At 65.5% G+C, this 20,678-nt stretch carries 18 protein-coding genes; 13 read left to right on the top strand and 5 right to left on the bottom strand.

The features are described from left to right. Nucleotides 1-29 precede the first annotated feature (29 nt). Nucleotides 30-1,256, top strand: a complete 1,227-nt coding sequence (locus BLS51_RS11355) for an MFS transporter (protein ID WP_090183479.1) — start codon at nt 30-32, stop codon at nt 1,254-1,256. Here BLS51_RS11355 and BLS51_RS11350 read toward each other — a convergent pair. After that, on the bottom strand, nt 1,206-2,099 hold the full coding sequence (locus tag BLS51_RS11350) for a LysR family transcriptional regulator (RefSeq protein WP_090182652.1): 894 nt from the start codon (nt 2,097-2,099) through the stop codon (nt 1,206-1,208). The genes BLS51_RS11355 and BLS51_RS11350 overlap by 51 nt on opposite strands. Nucleotides 2,100-2,267: 168 nt before the next feature. Here BLS51_RS11350 and BLS51_RS11345 point away from each other — a divergent pair, with 168 nt between their 5' ends. The 7 genes from BLS51_RS11345 (at nt 2,268) to BLS51_RS11315 (ending at nt 8,735) form a co-directional block, all read left to right on the top strand. Next, nucleotides 2,268-3,149, top strand: coding sequence for a hypothetical protein (locus tag BLS51_RS11345; protein WP_090182655.1), 882 nt, complete (start codon nt 2,268-2,270; stop codon nt 3,147-3,149). A 35-nt stretch (nt 3,150-3,184) separates the two neighbouring features. Beyond that, nucleotides 3,185-3,904: a hypothetical protein gene (locus BLS51_RS11340; protein WP_090182657.1), complete on the top strand. Its 720-nt coding sequence runs from the start codon at nt 3,185-3,187 to the stop codon at nt 3,902-3,904. Beyond that, nucleotides 3,879-4,487 carry a LuxR C-terminal-related transcriptional regulator gene (locus BLS51_RS11335; RefSeq protein ID WP_090182659.1) on the top strand — a complete coding sequence of 203 codons (609 nt, stop codon included), beginning with the start codon at nt 3,879-3,881 and terminating at the stop codon, nt 4,485-4,487. Before BLS51_RS11340 ends, BLS51_RS11335 begins: the two co-directional genes overlap by 26 nt. A gap of 34 nt (nt 4,488-4,521) precedes the next feature. Continuing rightward, entirely contained in the window at nt 4,522-5,475 is a 954-nt protein-coding gene (locus BLS51_RS11330; RefSeq protein ID WP_229207534.1) for a GlxA family transcriptional regulator, read from the top strand. Nucleotides 5,476-5,593: 118 nt separating this feature from the next. Next, nucleotides 5,594-7,726 carry a xanthine dehydrogenase family protein molybdopterin-binding subunit gene (locus tag BLS51_RS11325; protein ID WP_090182663.1) on the top strand — a complete coding sequence of 711 codons (2,133 nt, stop codon included), beginning with the start codon at nt 5,594-5,596 and terminating at the stop codon, nt 7,724-7,726. A gap of 11 nt (nt 7,727-7,737) precedes the next feature. Next, nucleotides 7,738-8,193 carry a (2Fe-2S)-binding protein gene (locus tag BLS51_RS11320; RefSeq protein WP_090182665.1) on the top strand — a complete coding sequence of 152 codons (456 nt, stop codon included), beginning with the start codon at nt 7,738-7,740 and terminating at the stop codon, nt 8,191-8,193. Next, nucleotides 8,190-8,735: a hypothetical protein gene (locus BLS51_RS11315; RefSeq protein WP_090182667.1), complete on the top strand. Its 546-nt coding sequence runs from the start codon at nt 8,190-8,192 to the stop codon at nt 8,733-8,735. The genes BLS51_RS11320 and BLS51_RS11315 overlap by 4 nt, the downstream gene beginning before the upstream one ends. A gap of 3 nt (nt 8,736-8,738) precedes the next feature. Here the strand turns inward: BLS51_RS11315 and BLS51_RS11310 are convergent, their stop codons facing one another. The 4 genes from BLS51_RS11310 to BLS51_RS11295 form a co-directional block, all read right to left on the bottom strand. Then, entirely contained in the window at nt 8,739-9,626 is an 888-nt protein-coding gene (locus BLS51_RS11310) for a LysR family transcriptional regulator (RefSeq protein WP_307188148.1), read from the bottom strand. Between the two features lie 161 nt (nt 9,627-9,787). Continuing rightward, nucleotides 9,788-10,423 carry a response regulator gene (locus BLS51_RS11305; protein ID WP_090182673.1) on the bottom strand — a complete coding sequence of 212 codons (636 nt, stop codon included), beginning with the start codon at nt 10,421-10,423 and terminating at the stop codon, nt 9,788-9,790. Nucleotides 10,424-10,450: 27 nt separating this feature from the next. Then, a complete protein-coding gene (locus tag BLS51_RS11300; RefSeq protein WP_090182675.1) occupies nt 10,451-13,411 on the bottom strand; it encodes a sensor histidine kinase in 2,961 nt (986 codons plus the stop codon). 78 nt (nt 13,412-13,489) lie between these two features. Beyond that, nucleotides 13,490-16,438 carry a sensor histidine kinase gene (locus tag BLS51_RS11295; protein ID WP_090182677.1) on the bottom strand — a complete coding sequence of 983 codons (2,949 nt, stop codon included), beginning with the start codon at nt 16,436-16,438 and terminating at the stop codon, nt 13,490-13,492. Nucleotides 16,439-16,581: 143 nt separating this feature from the next. Here BLS51_RS11295 and BLS51_RS11290 point away from each other — a divergent pair, with 143 nt between their 5' ends. The 5 genes from BLS51_RS11290 to BLS51_RS11270 all read left to right on the top strand — a co-directional run bounded on the left by BLS51_RS11290 (nt 16,582) and on the right by BLS51_RS11270 (nt 20,671). After that, a complete protein-coding gene (locus tag BLS51_RS11290) occupies nt 16,582-17,226 on the top strand; it encodes a TetR/AcrR family transcriptional regulator (RefSeq protein ID WP_090182679.1) in 645 nt (214 codons plus the stop codon). Nucleotides 17,227-17,396: 170 nt separating this feature from the next. Then, nucleotides 17,397-18,050, top strand: a complete 654-nt coding sequence (locus tag BLS51_RS11285) for a protein-L-isoaspartate O-methyltransferase family protein (protein WP_090182682.1) — start codon at nt 17,397-17,399, stop codon at nt 18,048-18,050. An 11-nt stretch (nt 18,051-18,061) separates the two neighbouring features. Further along, nucleotides 18,062-18,385, top strand: a complete 324-nt coding sequence (locus BLS51_RS11280; protein ID WP_090182686.1) for a rhodanese-like domain-containing protein — start codon at nt 18,062-18,064, stop codon at nt 18,383-18,385. A gap of 82 nt (nt 18,386-18,467) precedes the next feature. Beyond that, nucleotides 18,468-19,790, top strand: coding sequence for a TolC family outer membrane protein (locus BLS51_RS11275; protein ID WP_090182690.1), 1,323 nt, complete (start codon nt 18,468-18,470; stop codon nt 19,788-19,790). A 146-nt stretch (nt 19,791-19,936) separates the two neighbouring features. Further along, on the top strand, nt 19,937-20,671 hold the full coding sequence (locus tag BLS51_RS11270; protein WP_090182692.1) for an SDR family oxidoreductase: 735 nt from the start codon (nt 19,937-19,939) through the stop codon (nt 20,669-20,671). The last annotated feature ends 7 nt before the right edge of the window (nt 20,672-20,678 follow it).

Below are 20,678 nucleotides of genomic sequence, written 5' to 3'. Positions count from 1 at the left end.
GGCGTGTGCTTTCGTTCGTCCTGAAAAAAATGAATCCTACTTCTCTTGCTACCGGCGCGCGTGCGCCGGGACAGGCCGCGTCCTGGGGCGCGGTGCTGGCGATGTCGCTCGGCGCTTTTGTGCTGGTGGCGTCCGAATTCATGCCGGTCAGCCTGCTGACGCCGATCGCAGCCGACCTGCATATCACCGAAGGCCAGGCCGGCCAGGCGATCGCCATTTCCGGCGCCTTCGCTTTGCTTACCAGTCTGTTTATCAGCGCGGTGGCGGGCAGCATGGACCGCAAGCGTTTGCTGCTGTCGATGTCCCTGCTGATGATGGTGTCCGGCACCGTGGTGGCGTTCGCGCCGAATTACCTGATCTTCATGGCGGGCAGGGCCTTGATCGGTGTGGCCATCGGCGGCTTCTGGTCGATGTCGGCGGCCACCGCGATGCGGCTGGTGCCAGCCGACCAGGTGCCGCGTGCGCTGGCCATCCTTAACGGCGGCAACGCGCTGGCGACGGTGGTGGCGGCGCCGCTGGGCAGTTTTCTTGGCGCGGTGATCGGCTGGCGCGGTGCGTTCTTCTGCGTGGTGCCGATGGCGGCGCTTGCCTTCGCGTGGAAGTTCGCCAGCCTGCCGTCCATGCGCAGCGAACAGCGCGGCGGCGCCGGCAATGTGTTCAGCCTGCTGAAGCGGCCGGTGGTGGCGCTGGGCATGGTCGCGGTCAGCCTGTTCTTCATGGGGCAGTTTGCGTTGTTCACCTATTTGCGGCCGTTTCTGGAGACCGTCACGCACGTCAATGTATCGAGCTTGTCGCTGGTGCTGCTGATGCTGGGCGTATCCGGTTTTGTCGGCACCACCTTGATTGGCCGCTTCCTTGGCGCGGGACTGTATCGCACCTTGATCGTGATTCCGCTGTTGATGGTGGCGATTGCCATGGCGCTGGTGGCGTTCGGATCGTCGCTGCCGATGGTGGCCGGGCTGCTGATGGTCTGGGGGCTGGTCGGCACCTCGGCGCCGGTCGGCTGGTGGACCTGGCTGGCCAATACCTTGCCGGATGATGCCGAAGCCGGCGGTGGCCTGATCGTGGCGGTGGTGCAGCTGGCGATCATGCTGGGCGCCACGGTGGGCGGCCTGGTATTCGATGCCAGCGGCTATCGCGTCACCTTCCACCTGAGCGCCGGCATTCTAGCGCTGGCGGCACTATTCGCCGGGCTGGCTGCGCGCTCAGCCCGGATGGCGGATGGCGTCAACCACCAGCCCCAGCGCACGCGATGAGTGACGGCGGCTCGGGTAGAACGCATACAGCGGCTCGAACGGTTTGCAGAACTGCTGCATCACCTGCACCAGGCGGCCGGACTGGATGTGCTGCGCCGCCAGGCTGTGCGGAATAAAGGCGATACCGCAGCCGGCCAGCGCCGCATCCAGCATCGGGTAGACACTGGTGAAGATCGCCTGGCCGCGCACCTTGGCGTCCACTGCGCGGCCCTGGTCTTGCAGCTCCCAGGCATAGATGCCGCCGCTGCTCGGCAGTCGCATGACGATGCAGTTGTGACGCAGCAGCTCCGCGATCGACTGCGGTGGCTGCCGGAGGGCGAAATACGCCGGCGCGGCGACGATCGCCATCGGCACCTCGTCGGTCAGGCGCACGGCGATCATGTCTTTTTCCACCTGGTCGCCGTGGCGCACGCCGATGTCGAAGCGTTCGGCGGCGATGTCGATCAGGCGGTAGTCGGAATGGATTTCGACTTGCAGATCGGGATATTCCAGCAGCAGCGGCGCGATGCGCGGCCACAGCAAGCTATCGACCACGAAGTCGATGGCGGTGATGCGCACGGTGCCGGACGGCTTGTCGCCCAGGTCGCTGATGGCGGCAATCTCGGCTTCTACTTCCTCCAGCCGGGGCGCGACATTCTGCAACAGCCGCTCACCGGCCTCGGTGGGCGAGACGCTGCGCGTGGTGCGCGTCAGCAGGCGCACGCCAAGACGGCTTTCCAGCGACCGGATGATGTGGCTCAGCGCCGATTGCGTCATCCCCAGCTTGGCGGCTGCGCGCGTAAAACTGCGCTCCCTGGCCACCGCCAGAAAAACCAGTATGTCGTTGATATTGTCCCGCGCCATGTGACAAGCTTTCCGTAAATGATCAGCGATCATACACGCTACCGCCGCTGCCTGCCTCTGATGCTGCGGCGTCCGACGGACATCGGATGGCCGAAAGCGAGGGTTATTTGTCCCTTTCAAATGTTAAGCCGATCCTATAATTTGTGACGATTAGCAAAGAAAGAGCACATGACCAGCCTTCCGTCCCCGCGCACCATACTGCTGCAAACGACGATTGCTCATGATGGTAACGACTGGGCCATCGAGCGCTTCGGCCGGCTGGCAACACTGCTGGCCGGCCTGCGGGACGGCCAGGGACGGCCGGAATTCAAGGTCATCGCCAGGAACCGCGATGCCGGCGACAAGCCTGATAGCGTATTGTCGCGGCTGGACCAGAGCGACATCGATGTGCTGTGGCTGCTCGCGGTGGACACCGGCCAGGGCTTGCATGCCGGCGAATGCCAGGCGATCTTGCGCTTTCAACAGCGCGGCGGCGGCCTGCTGGTGGCGCGCGACCATATGGACCTGGGCTCGTCGGTCTGCGCGCTGCCCGGCATCGGCCAGGCGCACCATTTCCATACGACCAACCAGGAGGCGGACCCGCAGCGCCAAGTGAACGATGACACCGGTACGCCTTACATCCGCTGGCCCAACTACCACTCCGGCGCAAATGGCGATTACCAGGCGGTGACTGCACACGGCGCCGTGCATCCAGTGCTGGTCGATCCGGCCTCGCCAACCGGTGCCATCCGATTTTTTCCGGCCCATCCGCATGAAGGCGCGATCAGTGTGCCGCCGGACGAGCATGCGCGCGTGGTGGCCTGCGGCCGCAGCAAGAGCAGCGGCGCGGAATTCAATCTGGTGGTGGCGTTCGAGCGCACCCGTAGTCGGGGACGCGCCATCGCGCAAAGTTCGTTCCACCATTTTGCCGACTACAACTGGCATCCCGGCGCTGGCTGCCCAAGCTTTGTCAGCGAGGCGTCGGGGCAGGGCATGGCCGCCAACCCGGCCGCGCTGTACGATATCCAGCGCTACGTCGCCAACACCGCGCGCTGGCTGGCCGGCGCCTGAGCTATTCCTTTTTCCCATCCAAGCGAGAACACAATATGCACGAACTGTTAAGCAAAGCGATTGAAGCGCATGGCGGCCTGGCGCGCTGGAAGCAATTCAGCACACTATCAGCCCATCTTTCGCAGGGCGGCATCCTGTGGCCGCTGAAAGGCAAGGGCGGCATGCTGGATGAAGTGGACATCCGCATCAAGCTGCACGCGCCGTGGACCTCGCACAGTCCGTTTGGTGCGCCCGGACGCCGCACCGCCGTAACGCCGCAGCAAGCGGTGATTGAAGATGGCGACGGCGCGCTGATCGAATCCGCGCTTGCCCCGCGCGCCTCGTTTGCCGGCCATCAGCTGGACACGCCGTGGAGCGACCTGCAACTGGCCTACTTTGTCGGCTATGCGATCTGGAACTATTTCACCGTGCCGTACAGCCTGGCGGGCGAGGGCTTTGCGCTGGCCGAACTGGCGCCGTGGCAGGAAGACGGCCAGACCTGGCGCCGCCTGCAAGTGACTTTCCCGGAGCACATCGCCACGCACAGCCGGGTGCAGACTTTCTATTTCTCGGATGACGGCTTGCTACGCCGGCACGATTACGAGGTCGAGATCAGCGGCGGTGCGCCGGCCGTGCATTACCTATCGGACCACGTGAGCGTGCAAGGCATTACCTTGCCAACGCGGCACCGCGTGTATGTACGTGATGCCGATGGCGGACATCAGGCGGAACCTTTGGTGGTAGCAATCGATGTCAGCGCGATTCAATTCGGCTGAGCCGGCCCGCGCGCTGGTTCCGGTCAGCATCCGCCATGCCGAGGCGATCGTCAACGCCGGCCTGGTCCGGCTGCTGGCGGACTGCCCGCATGTGCGCCTGGTCGAGGCAAGCGAGGATGCGGCGGTGATACTCACCGATTATGCCGACGCCATGGCGCGCCTGTCCGCTGCCCGGCCGGAGGTGGCCAGGCTGGTGATCGTCAGCCAGCGCGAGCGCGAATGGGAAGTACGCGCGGCCATGATGGCCGGCGTGGACGGCTATCTGCCGCAGCGCTGCGACGCGGACGAACTGCACCACGCCATGCGCGCGCTGGCGCAGGGACGTCGTTATTTCAACAAGGAGTTGCTGGAGCGCGCCATGGCGCACCTGGGTGACAGCGCGCTGACCGTGCGTGAAAGCCAGGTATTGGGTTTGCTGGCCACAGGCTGCTGCAACAAGCGCATTGCGCTGACGCTGGATATCGGCGTCGGCACCGTCAAAACCCATATCAAGTCGCTGCTCGGCAAACTCGGCGCGCGTGCCCGCACGCATGCGGTGGTGCTGGCGACACAGCGCGGCATGCTGGCCGACCTGTTATCCTGAACGATATCCGATTTTCTTTGAAGGCGAGGCAAGCGTGACAGCCAAGATTGCATTGGTGGTATTCCCCATGTTTCACATCCTCGACCTGTCGGTGCTGTCGGTGCTGGGTATCGCCAACCACTTCGCGCCGGGCAGTTACACCGTCGAGATCGTATCCACCACCGGCGGGCTGATAAAGAGCATCTCCGGCGTCGGCGTCGAGACCACGTTGTTCAAGCCGGACGATTACGACACCGTGATTCTCGGCAGCACACCGGGCATCCCGGTGCCGGATGCGGCCTTGCTGGGCAGTCTGCAAACGGCGGCGCTCAGCGCGCGCCGCATGGCCAGCATCTGCACCGGCGCCTTTATTCTGGCAGAAGCTGGCTTGCTTGACGGCCGTTCGGTGACCACCCATTGGAGCTTTGCCGACCTGCTGGCGCTGCGCTTTCCACAGATCCGGGTGGAGCCGGACAAAATCTTTGTGCGCGACGGCCATGTGTGGAGCTCGGCCGGCATGACCGCCTGCGTCGACCTGGTATTGGGCATGGTGGAGGCGGATCTCGGCCACGAGATCACCAAGAAAATCTGCAAGACGATGGTGCTGTACCATCGCCGTCCCGGCGGCCAGAGCCAGTTCTCGGTGCTGGCCGAGATCGATCCCAAGCAGGAACGCATTCGCCGCGTGCTGTCCTTCATCAAGGACAATCTGCGCGAGCCGTTGTCGGTGCAGCAGCTGGCCGACCATGTCAACTGGAGCCCGCGCCACTTCAGCCGCGCCTTCCAGTCCGAGACCGGCATGACGCCGGCCAAGGCGATCGAGAAGTTGCGCGTGGAAGCCGCGCAGGTGCTGATTGAAAGCGGCCACGCATCGGCCGCGCGCGTCGCCCTGCTGACCGGCTTCGGCGACGATGAGAGAATGCGCCGCGCCTTCCTGCGCGTGCTGGGCGATGTGCCGCAAAAACTGGTGCGCGACTCGCGCGTGCGCAAGCTGGCCATCGTGGTCTGAGGCGGACAAGCCGTCAGCCGTCGATGGCCGTTTTTGCGGCATCTTTGTCCATGTGGTATTGCAAGCCATTCGTATAATCAAGACGATACTGACCCAGCGCTGCGCGCAAGGAGCTTGCATGACCGATCGTCGTTTTTTCCTCAAGGCCATGGCCGCAGCAGGCGGTGGCCTGATGCTGTCGGTGGTCATTCCCAATGCGCGGGCAAGGCAAAGCATGGCGGCATGGGAGGCCAACGCCGTGGTGCGCATCGCCACCGACGGCAAGGTGCATCTGGTGATGCCATATGTCGAAATGGGCCAAGGCACTTACACCTCGATTCCGATGCTGATCGCCGAGGAACTGGAAGTCGATCTGAAGGACGTGGTGCTGGAGCACGCGCCGCCCGACGACCAGCGCTTCATCAATCCGGCGCTGGGCTTCCAGGTGACCGGCGGCTCGACCACCATCCGCGCCGCGTGGCTGCCGATGCGCCAGGCCGGCGCCGCAGCGCGCCTGCTGCTGGTGCAGGCGGCAGCCCAGCAATGGCAGGTCGATCCTTCCAGCTGCCGCGCTGAACATGGCATGGTGATGCATGCCCCGTCCGGCCGCAAGCTGCGCTACGGCGCGCTGGCGGAGGCCGCCGCCAGACTGCCGCTGCCGGCGCCGGACACCATCGTGCTCAAGCAGCCCAAGGATTTCCGCCTGATCGGCAAGGCGGCGCGCCGGCTCGATACGCCGGGCAAGCTGAACGGCTCGGCGCGCTATGGCATCGATGTCCAGCTGCCTGGCATGAAGGTGGCTGCGCTGGCCATCACGCCCAGCTACGGCGGCCGCTTGATCGGACTGGACGAGACTGCGGCGCTGAAAGTGCCGGGTGTGCGCCAGGTGGTGCGGCTGGACGATTGCGCTGCCGTGGTGGCGGACAACTATGGCGCGGCGCAGAAGGGCTTGTCGTTGCTGGCGTTGCGCTGGGACGACGGCGCCAATGCGCAGCTGTCCACGGCGGACATTGTGGCCGACATGGCACGCGCCGCCGGCGCGGGCGCGGCGAAAGTCCGCAGCGACGGCGAACCGGAACAGGCGCTGGCCAAGGCCAGCCGCGTGCTGGAAGCCACTTACGAACTGCCATTCCTGGCGCACGCGGCGATGGAGCCGATGAACTGCACCGTGCATGTGCAGCCCGACCGCTGCGAGGTATGGACCGGCACCCAGGTCATCACCCGCGCGCGCGCGGTTGCGGCCAAGGTCACCGGCCTGCCGGAAGAAAAAGTCATCGTGCATAACTTTCTGCTGGGTGGCGGTTTTGGCCGCCGCCTGGAAATCGACGGCGTCGAGCGCGCGGTGCGCATTGCGCGCCAGGTCAAGCATCCGCTGAAGGTGATCTGGAGCCGCGAAGAAGATATCCAGCACGATATGTACCGGCCGTATTTCTACGACCGCGTGCGTGCCGGCCTGGACGAGCAAGGCATGCCGGTGGCGTGGTTCCATCACCTGACCGGTTCCTCGGTGCTGGGCCGGTTCATGCCGCCAGCCTTCAATAACGGCTTTGACCCGGAAACCGTGGATGGCGCCGACGCGCCGCCATACGCCTTCAAGGCGATCCGCGTCGATTACACGCGGCACGAGCCGCCGCAGATTCCCACCGCCTTCTGGCGCGGTGTCGGGCCGAGCCACAATGTATTTGTGGTCGAGAGCTTTATCGACGAACTGGCGGCGGCGGCCGGCGTCGATCCGCTGCAATACCGGCTGGCGCTGCTCAAGGACCATCCGCGCGCGGCAAATGTGCTGAAGCTGGCGGCGCAAAAAGCTGGCTGGCAGGGGCCGCGCAATGGTGACATCGGGCGCGGCTTGTCGGTGCAGTTCGCCTTTGGCACGTATATGGCGATGGTGGTCGATGCGCAGCTTGAGGATGGCGAGGTGCGCGTCAAGCGCGTGGTCTGCGCGCTCGACTGCGGCGTGGTGGTCAATCCGGACACGATACAGGCGCAGGTAGAGGGCGGCGTAATCTTCGGCATCTCCGCTGCGCTGTGGGGCGACATCACGTTCAAGAACGGCCGCGTCGAGCAGAGTAATTTCCACGATTACCGCGTGCTGCGCATGCATGAAACGCCACAGATCGACACCCACATCGTCGCCAGCAACGAAGCGCCCGGCGGCATGGGCGAACCGGGCACGTCGGCGCTGATGCCGGCGCTGGCCAACGCCGTCTACGCCGCCACCGGCAAGCGCGTCCGCAAGCTGCCGATCGCCACCGCCTTGCAAGCAACCTGACAGGAGTACACATGATCTCAATAAATATCAACGGCAAACCGGTTGCGGTGCAGGCTGAAGCGGACACGCCGCTATTGTGGGTGCTGCGCGACGAGTTGCAGCTGTCCGGCACCAAGTTTGGCTGCGGCATGGCGCTGTGCGGTGCTTGCACCATCCATGTCGACGGCCAGCCGGCGCGTGCCTGCGTGATGCCGGTGTCAGCTGCGGTGGGGAAGAAGATCACTACCATCGAGGCGGTCGGTGCCACGCCGGTGGGCAAGCGCGTGCAACAGGCCTGGGCCGAGATCGACGTGCCGCAATGCGGCTATTGCCAGTCCGGCCAGATCATGGCGGCCACCGCGCTGCTGCGGGCAATACCCAAGCCAACCGATAAGGATATCGACCAGGCCATGGCCGGCAACATCTGCCGCTGCGGCACCTATCCGCGCATCCGTGCGGCGATACACAAAGCAGCGGGGCAGGCATGAAGCGTCTTGTTTGCATGCTGTTGTGGCTGGGCCTGGCCGGGCTGGTGCAGGCTGCGCCGGAGATTGGCAACGGCGGCGGCAAGCTGTTCGACCCGGTCGCCAGCGTGGTGATGTCGCCGCGCTGCATCAACTGCCACCAGGCCGAGGCGCCGAGGCAGAAGGATAGCGGCGTGATGCACGCGCAGCAGGTGGTGCGCGGCAAGGACGGCCACGGTTCCGCCGTGCTGCACTGTGCGGCCTGCCATCAGAGCAGCAATACCGCGCAGGGCAAGGTGCCGGGCGCGCCGAACTGGCATCTGGCGCCGCTCAGCATGCGCTGGCAGGGGCTGGACAAGCCGGCGGTGTGCCGGCAGATGCGTGACCCGGCGCGCAACGGCAATCGCAAGACTGGCGAACAGGTCATCGAGCACATGAAGACCGATCCGCTGGTGCTGTGGGCATGGCAGCCGGGCGCCAGCCGTACGACTCCGGCCCTGTCGCATGAAGAATTCATCCGCGTGCTGCAGCAGTGGGCGGACGCCGGCATGCCTTGCCCGGATTGAGGCTTAGCTGGCGTGATTCATGTAGGGGTGGGCGCGCAGCGAGGCGGCCAGCAGGTCGATGAAGTGGCGCACCCTGGAGGCGCCAAAGCTGCTTTCACGGTGCACGATGTGCACCGGCCACGGCGCTTCTTCGTAATCCGGCAGGATGATTTTCAGGCGGCCCTCGGCCACCTCGTCGGCCACCTGGCAGCACAGCAGGCGGCAAATGCCCAAGCCGGTCAATACGGCGCCGATGGCGGCGTCGCTGGAGACGGTCAGGCACGGCTTCAGCCGCACCGTGATCGGATGCTGATCGCTGCCGAACTTCCATTCCACGCTGGGCGACACGCTGCTGGCGGCGATGATGGTATGCCGCAGCAGATCGGCCGGGTGTTGCGGCACGCCGTTGCGCGCCAGGTATTCCGGCGATGCGCACAGCACGCGCCGCACCTGACCGACGCGCAAGGCACGCAGGCTGGAATCCGGCAGGTGGCCGATGCGCACCGCGACGTCGATGCCTTCGTCCACCAGGTTGACTGTGCGGTCGAGGAAGTGGGCCGACACTTCGACCTCCGGATAGCGTTTGAGGAATTCCAGCAGGCAGGGCATGACGAAGGACTTGCCGTACAAGGTCGAGGCGCTGACTGACAGGTGGCCCTTGGGCGCCGCGTTCATGTCGGCCGCCACTTCGTTGGCGGTGGAGATGCGCGCCAGGATGTCGCGGCTGTCGTCGAGGTAGCGGCAGCCGGCTTCCGTCAGGCGCACGTTGCGGGTGGTGCGCAACAGCAGCCGCACGCCCAGCTGCGCCTCCAGCGCGCCGACGGCGCGCGTGACCGCCGCCGGCGACAGGCTGAGCTGGCGCGCGGCGCCGGCAAAGCTTTCCTGTTCGCCGACGGCGATGAATACCCGCATGAGATGTATCTGATCCATGGTAGAACGGTGGCCGAGTCGTGATGACAAGGATCAGTGTGCATGATTATGCGCGCCCGGTGGCCGGCGGCGGCGCAGATGGCCTGGCGCGCTCCCCCTGAAATGGGGGGCGGGGCGATGGCCATGGGGGAGAGGGCGGTGAATCAGAGGCTGAGGATGCCGCGTTCCAGCGCGATCATCACCGCGTGCGTGCGGTCGCGCGCCTGCAGCTTGAGCAGGATGCTGCTCATATAGCCCTTGACGGTTTCGCTGGAAATGCCCAGCGCCTCGGCGATCAGCGCATTGGAATTGCCGCGCGCGGCCAGCTTCAGCACGTCGACTTCGCGCTTGGTGATGTTCTGGCCGCTGCGGGTTTCCACCAGCGCGTGCGCCACCGAGGCCGGAATGCTGCGGCCGCCGGCGTGCACGCTGCGCAGCGTTTCCACCAGGTTTTTGCGCACCGAACTCTTGAACAGGTAGCCGACCGCACCGGCATTGATGGCGCGCGCGGCCTGGACGTCGCCTTCCAGCGTGGTCAGCACGACGATGCGGGCGGCCGGAAATTCGCTGCGGATGGCGGTGATGGCGTCGATGCCGCTCATGTCCGGCAATTGCAGGTCCATCAGCGTGATGGCCGGACGGAACTCGCGGAACATCGCCACCGCCTCGGCGCCGCAGCCGGCCTGGCCGACCAGGTACAGGTCGGCTTCGGCGGTGATGACGCCGGCCAGTCCCTGCTGGTACAGCGGGTGGTCATCCACGGTCAACACCGTGATCGGCAAGGGTTTGAATGTACTCATGGCGGCAATTTTGCCATAAGCGCCAGACTAGCGATACGCAAGCGTCGCACGTAGCGTCAGCACCACGCGGGTGCCGGCGCCAGGCGTGCTGAGGATGGCCAGCTTGGCGCCGATGCGGGCGGCGCGCTCGCGCATGCCGGCCAGGCCCCAGTGGCGCTCGCGGTGGCCGGCGCTGCGGACTGCGTCGGGCACGCCTTTGCCGTTGTCGCGCACTTCCAGCGTCAGGCTGGAGGCACCGTAGCTGAGCCGGACCTGTACTTCGCTGCCGCCGGCGTGGCGCAGCGCGTTGCCGACCGCTTCGCGGGCAATCGCGAACAGCTCCTCCTGCGCTTCGGCCTGCAGCAAGCGGCGCGTGCCCTGCTCGTGCAGCGTGAAGGCGACGCCATGCTGGGCGGCGGCCGCGCTGCCAAGGGATTGCAGCACCGGCGCCAGCTCGCCCCGGCAGGCGTAATTGACGCGCAGGTCCATCAGCTGCTCGCGGCCTTCCTCGGCCACGGCGTCGGCAGCGTCCAGCGCATCGTCGATCTGCTGGTGGATGGCATCGTTTTTCGGCAGCACCGCCTTGATGCCCTGGAAGCGCAGGCTCAGGCTGTGCACACTTTGCAGGAAGGTGTCGTGCAAAGTGCGGGCGATGCGTTCGCGCTCGTCGACCCGCGCGCGCATGCGGTCGATCACGCGTGCCGTCATCTGCCCGATGCGCCACAGGTACATCCGGTACAGCACGCCAACCAGCAGCGCCGCGCAGGCCAGGCCGAACCAGCTGGTCTGGTAAAACGCCGGCGCGATGCGGAAACTCAGGCTGGCCGGCGCTACGCTCCACAGGCCGTCCTCGTTGGCGGCCATTACTTCGAAGCGGTAGTCACCGGGGCCGAGATTGGTATAGAAGGCCTGGCGCAATGCGCCGGCGTCGCGCCACTCGTGGTCCTGGCCGACCAGCCGGGTGCGGAAGCGCGCCCGCTGCGGCACGGACAGCACGGCGGCGGTGAAGTCGATATGCAGGTTATGCGTATGTTGCGGCAGGTCGATGCCGCTGGCGGCACGGTAGTGCTGGCGGTCGGTGTGCAGCCAGGTGATCACCGGCGTCGGCGCCACCGGGTTGCGCGGCGTCGCGCGGCGCGGATCGGCCAGGCCGACGCTGCTGGAGGTGGCGTACCACAGGCGGCCGTCGCCGGCCTCGATCAGCGTATTCAGCGGGATGACCTGATGGGCGGCGCCGGCGTAGCCGTCAAGGTAGCTGTAGCGTTCGGCGCTCACGCGCTCGCTGTTGCCGCGCAGCGTGGCGGCCAGGTCGGCGGCGCCGATGCGCAGCAGGCCGTCCTGCCCGTGCAGCCACAGTTCACCCTGTGCCGTTTCGACGATGCCGGCGACGCCGGCAAAAGGCTGGCCGTCGCTGTCGTTGAGCGCGACGAAGCGGCCGTTGTGGAAGCGCGCCAGGCCCTGGTCGCCACCGACCCACAGCGTGCCGCGGCGGCTGACCATGGCCAGCGCGTTGCCGATTTTCAGGCCGTCGGCGGCGCTGAACTGCTGCAGCTTGCCTTGCTGGAGCATCGCCATGCTGTTGCCGGTGTAGCCGAACCACAACCTTCCCTGGCCGTCGGCGTGCAGTGAAACGGCGCTGCGCCCGGCCAGCGCGGCGTGGCCGCCGCCGGCTTGCCAGGCCCCGTCCTTGAAGGTGTACACGCCCCGCCGCATGATCGACAGCCACAGCCGGCCGTCGCCATCCATGGCGATCGCCTGCACCGGCTGCTCGATCAGTTCCGGCGGCAGCGGCCAGCGCTGTGTCTTGCCGTCGCGCCGGCTCCATACCCAGTGGACATTGGCGAACCACAACGTGCCGTCGGCAGCCAGGGTGCCGGCGGTGGCGGACGGCATGTCGCTGGCGATGCGCCGGCCGTCGGCGGCAATGGCGAAGGTCGGCGGCGAGTACGGGTCCAGCGACGAATGGCTGCTGATCCACACTTCGCCATCGGGGCCGGCGGTGATGCTGAAATCGGTGCTGCCGGCCGGCATGTCCTGCACTGTCAGCCGGGTTTCGCGGATGCGGTCGACACCGTTTTCGGTGAGGAACCACAGATTGCCTTCGCGGTCGTCGAACGGCGGCCGGAAGATGCGCACCGCGCTGAAATCGTGCGGCGCCTTGAATTGCTTGTGCAGTTGTAGCTCGGGATTGTACAAGCGCATGCCGTCGCCCGGACCGATCCACCAGGCGTTGCGCCGATCGCGGTGGACGCTGTACGGCGGCACGCCCATGTCGGGCAAGCGCAGCGGCGTCGAGCTTTCGGTGACCGGATCGAATAGCCGCACCGGATAACCGAAGCGGAACACCAGCAGCTTGCCATCGGCGGTCAGCTGGCTGCGCTGCATGCTGCCAAAGTCGTCGACCCTGCGGAAACGGTGCGTGCCGGGCAGATTGCGATACAGGCCGCTGACGTGGGTGACCAGCAGGCCGCCTTCGGGCAGCACATTCAGGGTGGCCTGGTCGGTGGAGGGCAAGCCATCCGCCGGCCCGACGCGGCGCCAGCGCGTGCCATCCAGCCAGTGGATGCCGGCCGCCGAGGAAAACCACTGCCTGCCGTCGGCGGTGCGGCCGAATTGCATGATGGCGCTGGCCGGAACGCCTTCCGCCTCGCCGTAATGGCGCACGGCGCCATGTTCGAACACGCTGATACCGCCATGTGCATAGCCCAGCCACAGCGCATCGCCGAACAGCGCCAGCGCAAAGACATTGGGCGACAGCAGCGCATGGCCACCCAGCTCGTCGACGCGCTCGAAGCGCACGCCGTCAAAGCGGAACAGGCCGTTGGATGCGCCCAGCCACAGCATGCCGGTCTGGTCCTGCACGATGGCGCTGGGATTGGACGGCGCGCCGTCCTGCTTGGTCCAGGCCTGGTGCGACAGGCTGGAGCGCCAGAACGGCAGTGGTTCGGCGGCAACGCTGGCCGTCGCGATGGACAAGAGCAGCAATGGCTGCACCCAGAAAACGCTCATACCGTCGGGATAGCTATAAAAACAATAGGCTATAACAGAAGTTTGCCTGGTTCAATGCCTCCATCGGGTAAAGGCCGATTAATTGTAGCTGGAGCGGATATCGAGCCTGAAACGCAGCGCTGTGCCGCCGCCATGATTGTGCTCGATCGTCAGCTCTCCGCCGAGCTTGGCGACGCGCTCGCGCATGCCGATAATGCCCCAGTGGCCGGAGATGCCCGATTGCGCCGTCTGCGGCGGGATGCCGATGCCGTTGTCCAGAACCGTTCCCTGCACCAGGTATTCATTCATGGTAATGGTGGCAAGGATGCTGGTGGCGCCGGAATGCCGGCAGGCGTTGCTTACCGCCTCTTTCAAGACCTGGCAGATTTCACTGGCGACGTCGGGGCGCAGCTGCACCAGCTTGCGTGACACGCTGAGCTTCAGGCGGCCGCCTGCCGCCGGCTCCAGCAGTTCGATCTCGTCATGCAGCGCGGCGACGATTTGCGCGGCCGATTGGTCCTCCCTCAGCGCCATCACCTTATCGCGGGTATTGGCGACCAGTTTTTCGGCCTGGTCCAGCGCCGACTCCAGGATGCGTTCTTCGTGGCTGTCCTTGGGCAGGCGCGTGAGGAGGGTGGTGAAGCGCAGGATCAGCGCATGCACGCCCTGCAGCAGATCGTCGTGCAAGGTACGGGCAATGCGCTCGCGCTCGTCCAGGCGGGTCGCGCTGCGCTCAGCGGAACGGGTGGCGGCAGCGGCGACGCCCCAGCGGTGGAAGGCGATCAGCATCGACGCCAGCAGGAACAACGCGCTCAGGCGCAACCATGTCGCCTGCCACAGCGTGGGCAATATCTCGACCTCCAGCGCCGCGCCTTGCTGGTTCCAGACGCCGTCCTGGTTGGCGGCGGCCACCTGGAAGCGGTACTTGCCGGGCGCCAGATTGGTATAGAAGGCTTCCCGCCGGCCGCCAGCCTGCTGCCAGTCGGCGTCGACGCCGTGCAGGCGGTAGCGGAAGGTGCTGCGGTCAGGGCGCGTCAGGTTGAGGGCGCTGAAGGCGATCCGCAGGTTGTCGCTGCCCTCGGGCAGGCGCAGCCCGGCCGCCGGCACATAATCTTTGCCATTGCTGCTGATGGCGCGGATTTCCACCAGCGGCGCGTGGGGATTGCGCGGGATGGCAGTCGGCATCAGGCTGCTGACGCCCTCGTTGCTGGCGACCCACAGCCGGCCATCGCCGGCCTCGACCAGCGAAGGAAACGGTCCGACCGGCGAGACCGGTGCGCCGACGCCATCGTCGGTGTCAAACAGTTCGGCGCGCACCGGCCTGCCGTCACGCAGCAAGTCGCCGACCTGCGCGGCATCGATGCGGTACAAGCCGTCCTGGCCACGCAGCCACAATTCCCCGGCAGCGGTCTCGACGATGCCGCTGATGCCACGCAGCGCCTGCCCGCCTTGCAGTGTCAGCGAACGGAAGCGGCTGCCATCGAACCAGGCCACACCTTCGGCGCCGCCGGCCCACAGGCGGCCCCGGCGCGAGTACAGGAAGTTGACTTCACCCAGGTTCAGGCCCTGCGCCGCGCCGAAGGCCGTGATGGTGCCGCCGGCATAGCGCACCACCGTGTTGTGCAGATAGCCGAGCCAGAGCTGGCCGCTGTCATCGGTGTGCAGGACGCGTGGCCGGCCCGGCGGCAGGCCGGCCACGCTGTGCTGCGCCGCTTGCCATGCGCCACCGATATGGCGCATCAACGCCAGCCCGCGGAAATTGGCCCACCACACGCCACGATCGTCGCGCGCAAAGGTGCTGATATCGGCATCCTGGCGCACGGCCTCGGGCGTCGCCGGTATCAGGCTGCCGCCGCCGGGTCCCTCGCTCCAGATCCCGGCACGGCTGCCCAGCGTGATGCGGCCGTCCGCGCCGGTGAGACCGCTGGCGAAGGAATACGGCACGCGCTCCCATTCCCGCCCTTGCACATCGAAGCGGCGCGCCGCCAGCCGGTTCTCGCTGATCCACATGGTGCCATCGCGGCCCGCCACCATCGCCGACGAGACGATGCGCATGGCGGCCGGCACCGGCGTGACGCGCCAGCGGCGCAGGCGGTCCAGCCCGTTGTTGGTGCTGATCCACAGATTGCCGTCGCGGTCCTCGAAAAATGCTTGCGGCTCCCTGCCGCTCAAGCCCTGGGCCGGTCCCAGCAACTGGCGCGCGGCGCCGGGGACGCCGGCCGGCAGCCACTCCAGGTTGTCGGCGTGTGCCAGCCACAGCGCCCCGGTGCTGTCGGTCCAGGCGGCCGAGCCGTGGAGTACCGGCGTGGCCGCTTGCGGCGTGCGCGAGATACGGTAGATATTGTTCATGCCATCGCCGGCCAGGATCTCGCCGCTGGCGGTCTCGCTCAGCGTCTCCGGACGGATATCACGCGGCCAGGCCAGCTGAAAGCGTGCGCTGCCTTGGGGACGGAAATACACGCCAGCCGCGCTGGCGACCCAATGGGTGCCGTCGCGGGCGAACAGCATGCGTATCACCTCGCCTGGCGTCGCGCTCATGCCGTCTGCCGCGCCGGCCATGATCCAGCGGCCGTTGACCAGGCTGGCCATGCCCCGGCTGGTGGCCATCCACATGCGGCCATCGGGAGCGCGCAACAGCTGGAAGGCGAAGCCATCCGGGAAGCCGCGCTGTTGGTCGTAATAGATTTCCTGGCCGTCCTTGTAGTAGCTGACGCCATCGCCGCGATAGCTCACCCACAATCCGCCATCGGCTTCCGCCAGCACCGCCACCGCGTGCGGCGAGCGCAGCCGATGACCTCCTATGTCGCGGATCAGGTCGAAGTTGCTGCCATCGAAGCGGTACAGGCCGTAATCGCTGGCCAGCCACAGATAGCCGTCGCGGCTTTGCGTCATGCCCTGGATCTGTACCGGTGCGCCCTGGCCTGCCTTCCATGCATGATGATGATAGGTTTGTGGCAGAGTCGGCTGCGGTGCCACCGGCGCGGCCGCCACCGCCCCAGCCAGCAGGGCACCAGCCAGTCCCATGACGTAATAAATGATGCTCAGCATGGAGGTTTGGAGGTGATGGCTGTCATACCGCAAGCATAACCAAAAAATTGCGTGCTTTGCGTAATCCCAGGCATCATGCTTGACGCTTGCCAGCCTTGCGCTTATATTAATGACTTACGAGTAAGTTACTTTCATACCCACCCATGCAAGCCCCTCAAGATACCAAGCCACGCTGGGAGCGGCGCAAGGATGCGCGACCGCAGGAGTTGCTGGCGGCGGCGCTGGATCAGTTCGTGGAGCGCGGCTATGCCGCCACCCGCCTGGAAGACGTGGCCAAACACGCCGGCGTCTCCAAGGGCACGCTGTATTTATATTTTGCCAACAAGGAAGAACTGTTCAAGGCGGTGGTGCGCGCCAATATTGTCGCGACCATCGGCGAGGCGGAACAGGATGCGGCCAGCTACGACGGCCCCAGCGGCGAGCTGCTGGGTGCGCTGATGATGCGCTGGTGGCGCGAAATCTGCGCCACGCCGCTGGGCGGCATCACCAAGCTGATGTTCGCCGAGGGGAATAACTTCCCCGAGCTGGCGCAGTTCTACAATGATGAGGTGGTGGCGCGCGGCAGCAATCTGTTCATCCGCGTGCTGACCCGTGGCATCGAGCGCGGCGAGTTCCGCCCGGTCGATCCGGTGGTCATGACCCGCGTGCTGATCGCCCCGGTGCTGATGCTGATGATGTGGACCCACTCCTTCATGCCGACCTGCGACATGCCGGATATCCCGGCCGAGGCCTTCATGGAGACGCTGATCAGCACCACGCTGCGCGGCCTGAAGGCCGATCCGCCGTGACTTGCGCCCATGGTAATTTCCATCCAGCTTGCCTTTTTCGCAGGTTCACCCCCCTTAAACTGCAGACTGTCGCATTTTCCCGCGATCCAGCCGTCTAATCGTTAATATGTGCCTCCATGCCAGTTCAACGATAAAATGACGGATTATTTAATCCCGACCTGAGTCATAAGATGAATATCGAACAAGCCCGCTTCAACATGATCGAACAGCAAATCCGCCCTTGGGACGTCCTGGACGCCGAGGTGCTGGAGCTGCTGCACGTGGTTAAACGTGAAAACTTCGTGCCTGCCGCGCACAAGGCGCTGGCGTTTGCCGACATCGAAATCCCGCTGCCGGGCGGCGAAGCGATGCTGGCGCCGAAGATCGAAGCCCGCCTGTTGCAGGACCTGGGCCTGAAAAAGCATGAGTCGGTGCTGGAAATCGGCACTGGCAGCGGCTACCTGACCGCGCTGCTGGCGCACAAGGCGCGTCACGTGACCAGCGTGGAAATCTCGCCGGCGCTGAAGGCGCTGGCCGAGAAGAACCTGGCCGACAACGGCGTCACCAACGCCAGCGTGGAACTGGGCAATGGCGCGCAGGGCTGGACCACCGGCGCGCCATGGGATGTGATCGTGGTCGGCGGCTCGCTGCCGGTACTGCCGGAAGCGCTGTTGCAACAATTGAAAGTGGGCGGCCGCCTGGCGGTCATCATCGGCGCGGCGCCGGCGATGAAGGCACAGCTGGTCACCCGCACCGGCGAAGCGGGCTACGACACCCGCACGCTGTTCGAGACCAACGTCAAGGCGCTGGAATCGGCGGTGGCGCCATCGAAGTTCACGTTCTGAGCGGTGTCGCCATGCAGCAGATGACCGCGCTGGAGCTGGCCGACTGGCTGGCAGACGATGCACGTCCGAACCCGGTGTTGCTGGACGTGCGTGAAAACTGGGAATTCGAGACCTGCCGCATTGACGGCTCGGTGCAGATTCCGATGAATACCATACCGGCGCGCATAGACGATCTGGATGAGGATGCGGAGATTGTCTGCATCTGCCATCACGGCGCGCGCAGTATGCAGGTGGCCGCCTTCCTGGAGCGTAACGGCTTCGGCAAGATGATCAACCTGACCGGCGGTATCCACGCCTGGGCGCTGCAAGTCGATAGCACGATGGCCAAGTACTGATGGCTGACGCGCTGGTCGGCCGGCGCGGCGGTGTGTGTTTTTGATTTGTTCAACTTTTTTGATGACTCCAACGGAGATTGCAATGCAGAGACCCCTTATCGCCGTGCTGATCACCAGCGCCTTCCTGACGCTCAACGCACAGGCGGCCGACCTGATCCAGGTGTACCAGCAAGCACTGGCTAATGACGCTACCTACGCCAGCGCGCGCTCGTCGCTTGCCGCAGGCCAGGAACGCATCACCCAGGGACGCTCTGGCCTGCTGCCGGTGATCGCCGCCAGCGGCAGCAATACCCGCAACTCCGGCGACGCCACGTCGGCCGAGTTCCTGACCGGGAACCCGATCAAGAACGACACCAACTACCACGCCAACACCTACACGGTGTCGCTGTCGCAGCCGCTGTTCAACTGGGGCGCATGGGAAACCTACCAGCAGAGCAAGCTGTCGCAGGCCAGCGCCGAAGCCACCTTCTCGCAAGCGCAGCAGGACTTGATCGTGCGCGTGTCGCAAGCTTACTTCGACGTGCTGACGGCGCAGGACAACCTGACCTCGACCCAGGCGCAGAAAGTGGCGACCACCGAGCAGCTGGCGTCGGCCAAGCGCAACTTCGAGGTCGGCACGCAGACCATCACCGATACCCACGAGGCGCAAGCCGCGTACGACCTGGTGGTGGCACAGGAATTCGCCGCCATCAACGATCTGGAAAACAAGCGCACCGCCTTGCAGGTGGTGATCGGCCAGACGCCGGCCGCGCTGGCGCCGCTGCGCACCGGCGTGACCATCGCGCCGCCGTCGCCAGCCAGCGTGGAGCCTTGGATCAGCTCGGCTGAATCGCAGAACTACTCGGTGGTGGCAGCCGGCCTGAACGTGGAAATCGCCAAGCGCGAGATCAAGCGCAACCGCGCCAATCACCTGCCGACCGCCAACCTGATCGCCAGCAGTTCGCACCAGAGCCAGACCGGCGGCGGCAGCACGGTCAACAACAATGCCATCGGCGTCAGCTGGAACATCCCGATCTTCAACGGCTTTGCCATCACCAGCAAGGTGCGCGAGACCATCGCGCTGGAAGACAAGGCGCGCAACGATCTGGAAGCCACCCGTCGCGCCGCTTCGCAGAACGCGCGCCAGGCTTTCCTTGGCATGAACAGCGGCCTGGCGCAGGTCAGGGCGCTGGAAGCGGCGGAAGTGTCGAGCAAATCGTCGCTGGAATCGAACAAGCTGGGCTACCAGGTCGGCGTGCGTATCAACATCGACGTGCTGAATGCGCAAAAGCTGCTGTACTCGACCCAGAAAGACCTGTCGAAAGCCCGCTACGACACCATCATGAACGGCCTGCGCCTGAAATCGGCAGCCGGCTCGCTGAAGGAAGAAGACCTGCAGCCGATCAACGCGCTGCTGCAGCACTAAGCCAGGATGCCGGCCTCAGGCCGGCATTTTTTTTTCGCGCTGATTATTAGTGAAATTTGCATAGTCATAGCAGTTTTCATGGATTTATTCCATTCGTTAGATGGTGGATACTCATCCCATCGTAACCAACAACGAAGGAGTACATCATGAAACAAGTCGCTATCATCACCGGCGCCTCGCGCGGCATCGGCGCTTCCATTGCTCAACGTTTGGCCAAGGACGGCTTTGCCGTGGTGGTCAACTATGCCGGCAACGCCGCCGAGGCCGCCAAGGTGGTCGATGCCATCAACGCCAATGGCGGCAGTGCCATCGCCGTGCAGGCGGACGTGGCCGATCCCGCCGCCGTACGCGGCCTGTTCGACCAGGCCATCGCCCAGCTGGGCCGCGTCGATGTGCTGGTCAACAACGCCGGCATCATGCCGTCGCAATTGCCGCACCTGGCCGCCACCGACGATGACACCTTTGACCGCCTGGTGGCCGTCAACCTGAAGGGCAGCTTCAACACCATGCGCGAGGCGGCGACGCGGCTGGAGCAGGGCGGCCGCATCATCAACTTCTCGTCCAGCCTGGTCGGCACGCGGTTGCCCGGCTATGCGGTGTACACCGCCACCAAGGCCGGCGTGGAAGCGATGACCAACATCCTGGCCAAGGAGCTGCGCGGCAAGAACATCACTGTCAACGCTGTCGCGCCGGGTCCGACCGCCACTGCGCTGTTCCTCGACGGTAAAACACCGGAAACCATCGAACGCCTGGCCAAGATGCCGCCACTGGAACGCCTGGGCGAGCCGGAAGACATCGCCAACGCGGTGTCCTTCTTTGCCAGCAAGGATGGCGGCTGGGTCAACGGCCAGACGCTGCGCGCTAATGGCGGCATGGTGTAAGGAGAAC

It is taken from the genome of Duganella sp. OV510, assembly GCF_900100205.1.
Lineage (GTDB): Bacteria > Pseudomonadota > Gammaproteobacteria > Burkholderiales > Burkholderiaceae_D > Rugamonas.
The sequence above is the reverse complement of the archived record's forward strand: the minus strand, read 5'-3'. Positions and strand labels throughout refer to the sequence as shown.

What these genes read in the sequence shown, in the direction of transcription:
- BLS51_RS11295 (WP_090182677.1), bottom strand. Translation starts at nt 16,438, where the DNA reads ATGCTGAGCATCATTTATTACGTCATGGGACTGGCTGGTGCCCTGCTG.
- BLS51_RS11300 (WP_090182675.1), bottom strand. Translation starts at nt 13,411, where the DNA reads ATGAGCGTTTTCTGGGTGCAGCCATTGCTGCTCTTGTCCATCGCGACG.
- BLS51_RS11355 (WP_090183479.1), top strand. Translation starts at nt 30, where the DNA reads ATGAATCCTACTTCTCTTGCTACCGGCGCGCGTGCGCCGGGACAGGCC.
- BLS51_RS11325 (WP_090182663.1), top strand. Translation starts at nt 5,594, where the DNA reads ATGACCGATCGTCGTTTTTTCCTCAAGGCCATGGCCGCAGCAGGCGGT.
- BLS51_RS11350 (WP_090182652.1), bottom strand. Translation starts at nt 2,099, where the DNA reads ATGGCGCGGGACAATATCAACGACATACTGGTTTTTCTGGCGGTGGCC.
- BLS51_RS11310 (WP_307188148.1), bottom strand. Translation starts at nt 9,626, where the DNA reads ATGCGGGTATTCATCGCCGTCGGCGAACAGGAAAGCTTTGCCGGCGCC.
- BLS51_RS11270 (WP_090182692.1), top strand. Translation starts at nt 19,937, where the DNA reads ATGAAACAAGTCGCTATCATCACCGGCGCCTCGCGCGGCATCGGCGCT.
- BLS51_RS11275 (WP_090182690.1), top strand. Translation starts at nt 18,468, where the DNA reads ATGCAGAGACCCCTTATCGCCGTGCTGATCACCAGCGCCTTCCTGACG.
- BLS51_RS11335 (WP_090182659.1), top strand. Translation starts at nt 3,879, where the DNA reads ATGTCAGCGCGATTCAATTCGGCTGAGCCGGCCCGCGCGCTGGTTCCG.
- BLS51_RS11345 (WP_090182655.1), top strand. Translation starts at nt 2,268, where the DNA reads ATGACCAGCCTTCCGTCCCCGCGCACCATACTGCTGCAAACGACGATT.
- BLS51_RS11315 (WP_090182667.1), top strand. Translation starts at nt 8,190, where the DNA reads ATGAAGCGTCTTGTTTGCATGCTGTTGTGGCTGGGCCTGGCCGGGCTG.
- BLS51_RS11305 (WP_090182673.1), bottom strand. Translation starts at nt 10,423, where the DNA reads ATGAGTACATTCAAACCCTTGCCGATCACGGTGTTGACCGTGGATGAC.
- BLS51_RS11280 (WP_090182686.1), top strand. Translation starts at nt 18,062, where the DNA reads ATGCAGCAGATGACCGCGCTGGAGCTGGCCGACTGGCTGGCAGACGAT.
- BLS51_RS11290 (WP_090182679.1), top strand. Translation starts at nt 16,582, where the DNA reads ATGCAAGCCCCTCAAGATACCAAGCCACGCTGGGAGCGGCGCAAGGAT.
- BLS51_RS11320 (WP_090182665.1), top strand. Translation starts at nt 7,738, where the DNA reads ATGATCTCAATAAATATCAACGGCAAACCGGTTGCGGTGCAGGCTGAA.
- BLS51_RS11285 (WP_090182682.1), top strand. Translation starts at nt 17,397, where the DNA reads ATGAATATCGAACAAGCCCGCTTCAACATGATCGAACAGCAAATCCGC.
- BLS51_RS11340 (WP_090182657.1), top strand. Translation starts at nt 3,185, where the DNA reads ATGCACGAACTGTTAAGCAAAGCGATTGAAGCGCATGGCGGCCTGGCG.